General features: G+C 41.1%; 4 protein-coding genes. 1 reads left to right on the top strand and 3 read right to left on the bottom strand.

Annotation, left to right across the window (positions count from 1 at the left end; translation table 11 throughout):
• Nucleotides 1–430, bottom strand: a 430-nt coding sequence (locus JZU62_RS03955) for an MBL fold metallo-hydrolase (protein ID WP_295012114.1), incomplete at its 3' end; no start/stop codon positions are given.
• A 54-nt stretch (nt 431–484) separates the two neighbouring features.
• Here JZU62_RS03955 and JZU62_RS03950 point away from each other — a divergent pair.
• Complete coding sequence (locus tag JZU62_RS03950) at nt 485–1408, top strand: AEC family transporter (RefSeq protein ID WP_295012112.1); 924 nt, start codon at nt 485–487, stop codon at nt 1406–1408.
• Here JZU62_RS03950 and JZU62_RS03945 read toward each other — a convergent pair.
• Nucleotides 1405–1641 (bottom strand): CDGSH iron-sulfur domain-containing protein, encoded by a 237-nt coding sequence (locus JZU62_RS03945; protein ID WP_295012110.1) that lies wholly within the window; start codon nt 1639–1641, stop codon nt 1405–1407. The genes JZU62_RS03950 and JZU62_RS03945 overlap by 4 nt on opposite strands.
• Before the next feature lie 48 nt (nt 1642–1689).
• Complete coding sequence (locus JZU62_RS03940; protein ID WP_295012116.1) at nt 1690–3246, bottom strand: methyl-accepting chemotaxis protein; 1557 nt, start codon at nt 3244–3246, stop codon at nt 1690–1692.
• Nucleotides 3247–3273 lie beyond the last annotated feature (27 nt).

Below are 3273 nucleotides of genomic sequence, written 5' to 3'. Positions count from 1 at the left end.
GCTCAAAACATCGCTCACGATCTATTTTACCTTTGAGATAACGCCAAAATCCATTTGGTGCGACGATAATCGTTTTGGGATTTTGTTTGAGGAGATAGAGGAGCGAGGCTTTGTCGTAATGGTCATAATGGGCATGAGTGATAAGGATCACATCGGCGAAGAGTTTCTCTTTTGGGATCGGCAGGGGAGAATATCGGCGATAAAGAGGTAAATTTCCGAGTACCGGATCGATGGCGAGTGTGGTATCTGCGAGCTTTAGCCAAAGGGTTGCGTGACCCAACCACAGGGCATACTCGTCCGAGGGGAGATTCTCTTGAGCAATGATAGGGAGTTTAGAGGGTTCTGCTTTTTGATAATGAGAGAGTTTGGAATATTGCCATTTCAGTATCGATGCAAAGGGTATTTTCGGGGAGGTATAGCGATGCAACATCAAGCTCTCTAATTTTTTAGTTTATTGTACCTTTTAGACGATTAAAAGGGGGATGTGAATACCATACGTATCATTTTTCGAGGAGTAGTTTTGGAGCAGTTTGCTTTCATCATTGCGTTATTGTTGATAGGAATAGCCCTTCAAAAAGCTCCTGCCCCCGTTGATTTTGCCAAAAGTCTTAATTTTTTTGTCATCTACGTCTCGCTCCCCGCTACCGTATTGCTCCAAGTGCCGAAGATCCATTTCGACGCGTCCGCTTTAGGGGTCATTCTCATCCCGTGGCTGCTCCTTCCGATAGTGGTGGCTCTTGTCTTCGCTATGACCCGTAACCACCCCCCTCACGTCCGTGCCGCACTGCTGCTCGTGATGCCACTGGGCAATACGTCGTTTGTCGGGATACCGATTATCCATACCCTTTTGGGTGAAGAGGCGATAGGGTATGTTTTGATGTACGATCAGTTCGGGACGTTTTTGATCCTCTCGCTTTACGGTGCGGCGGTGATTACACGCTATGAGAGCGGAGTATTTCATAAACGGCTGATTATGAAAAAACTGCTCCTTTTCCCTCCGTTTATTTTCTTGATTTTTGCTCTGTTGTTCGGAGAAATGCCTAGCAGTGCACAGCCGTATCTTCAAACCCTCGCATCGACGCTTGTTCCGCTGGCACTTATCTCGGTGGGGTATTCGATGAAATTCGGCGGTGAGGTTGATTATGGCTTGTTCACCCAATCGCTTATTTTAAAACTCATCATTATGCCGCTGATTGCGTTTGGGATGCTCATTGCGATGGGAACGGAACCGCTTGCCCTTAAAACAGCGGTTTTAGAGTCTGGAATGCCCTCTATGATTACCGCCGGAGCATTGGCGATAGCGGCGGGATTTGCCCCAGCGCTGAGTGCGGCATTGGTGGGATATGGACTTATTATCTCGTTGGTGACATTGCCGTTAGTAGCGTTTCTGATGGAGAAGTTTCTTTAGCCCCCCTGTTGATGAGAGCCGTCACAATAAGGTTTTCGTCCTGATCGCCCGCATCGACAGAGCCATTTATCGGTTTCAACATCAACGGAAAATTTTATCGGTGTTTTGCCAGTTCCCTCATGGTTTCCATCACAAAATGGAAAGGTTTTCGATTGTCCGCAGGTGCAATACCAATACTCTTTGTTTGCGTCCAATGATGCTTTGAATGGTGCATTTTGAAAATGCGTTTCCATAGTAGACTCCTTCGGCGAGATAAAAGATCATACTACATAAAAAATAATTTATGATTTAAATTGTTGCAACTTGATATTTAATCCATCTGTTAATTTGTACAAATGTTCTGCCGCACTCGCTATCTCTTCTACACTTCGGGCATTATCGGAGGTTAATTCATTAATTCTTGAAACGGAAGCAACAATTTTTACAGAATCTTCTGCAATTTTAGTAGAATTTTTTGCATTTAAAGTAACACTGTCTCTTGACTCTTTCATCGATGATACTGTCTCCTCCACGACATTTTCTACCGTTTCCGAAACACTGACAAGTCGTTCGATATTTTTTGCATTAATACTCATTTGATCCGAAGAATCGACAATAGATTGGACTATAACATTAATCGTAGCATTGATCTCGGTGAGACTTTTTTGGGTTCGTTCTGCTAATTTTCTGACTTCATCCGCTACAACCGCGAAGCCCCGTCCATGTTCTCCAGCGCGTGCCGCTTCAATCGCGGCGTTTAAAGCGAGAAGGTTGGTTTGATCGGCAATATCGCTGATAACAACCAATATTTGTTTCACTTGTTCCGCTTCTGTACTCATGTGTTCTAATTTTGCAGCAAGACCTGATTCCAGTTCACTGGCATCGGAGACATCTGCTTTTAGTTGTTTCATATCGATAAGTACATTGTGGAGCTTTTCTCCTGATATCTCAATACTTTCTCTTGTCTTTTCGGATAGAGTGACACTTGATTCAATAAAATTCTTAATATCGTGAATCTCATCGATGGTATCTTTGACTATTTCCATACTCGCTTCAGCATTTTGACCGATTTGCATACTTGTACTGTGCAATTCACTTGAAACGGAGGCATTCTCATTTGCTGCTGTTTTAGCTTCTTGTATCGTGTGCTCAAGCGTTTCTAATAAAGTGTTGAAGCTATCGATGATAGCTCTGATTTCATCATTACGATCATACGATAAACGAATTTTTAGATCTTTCGTATCCACGAAATTTTGGATTTTTGTTTGCAAAAGATGGATCGATCCTGTAATTTCTTTGGTAACAACAAGATTGATAATAAAGACTACCAATACGGCGAATATGAAGCAAAAAATAAGGAGCGTATTGACAGCACTTAGAGATTTTTTACTAACTTCCACAGCACTTACTGCAATTTCTTCTAATTTTTCTTGCAGTTCACCACTGATACTTACTAATTTGCTCAAGTCAACATTATTTCGATTTGCTACATCAGTCTCGATAATCAGTCTGGCTTTTAAATCAAATTCTTCTTTGTAATCTTGAATATGTGCTGCTATATCCGTACATTTATCTTTATTTTTTTGCAAAGACAACTTGTCTTTTAGCGTTGTAACAGTTTTTAGATTTTTATCGAGATTTGTATGTACTTTTGCTAAAGTATCTTCAGACGGATTTTTTAAAAATTGATATACTGATATCCGTGTATTTAAGAACTCACTAACGGCATCTTTAGATTCGATAGAGCGTTGCATAGCTGCTTCTGCAACTGAATGCTTATTTGCATAAACAATATATGTTACGATAAATACTAATAAAAGAGCTATTGGAACGAGATAGAGCTTTGCTTTTATGGTCATATTCTTCACTGTTTTTTCCTAAATTGA

This window comes from Sulfuricurvum sp. (assembly GCF_019163035.1).
In the GTDB taxonomy this organism is placed as follows: domain Bacteria; phylum Campylobacterota; class Campylobacteria; order Campylobacterales; family Sulfurimonadaceae; genus Sulfuricurvum.
This window is presented reverse-complemented; position numbering and strand designations above follow the sequence as displayed.

What these genes read in the sequence shown, in the direction of transcription:
- JZU62_RS03945 (WP_295012110.1), bottom strand. Translation starts at nt 1,641, where the DNA reads ATGGAAACGCATTTTCAAAATGCACCATTCAAAGCATCATTGGACGCA.
- JZU62_RS03940 (WP_295012116.1), bottom strand. Translation starts at nt 3,246, where the DNA reads ATGACCATAAAAGCAAAGCTCTATCTCGTTCCAATAGCTCTTTTATTA.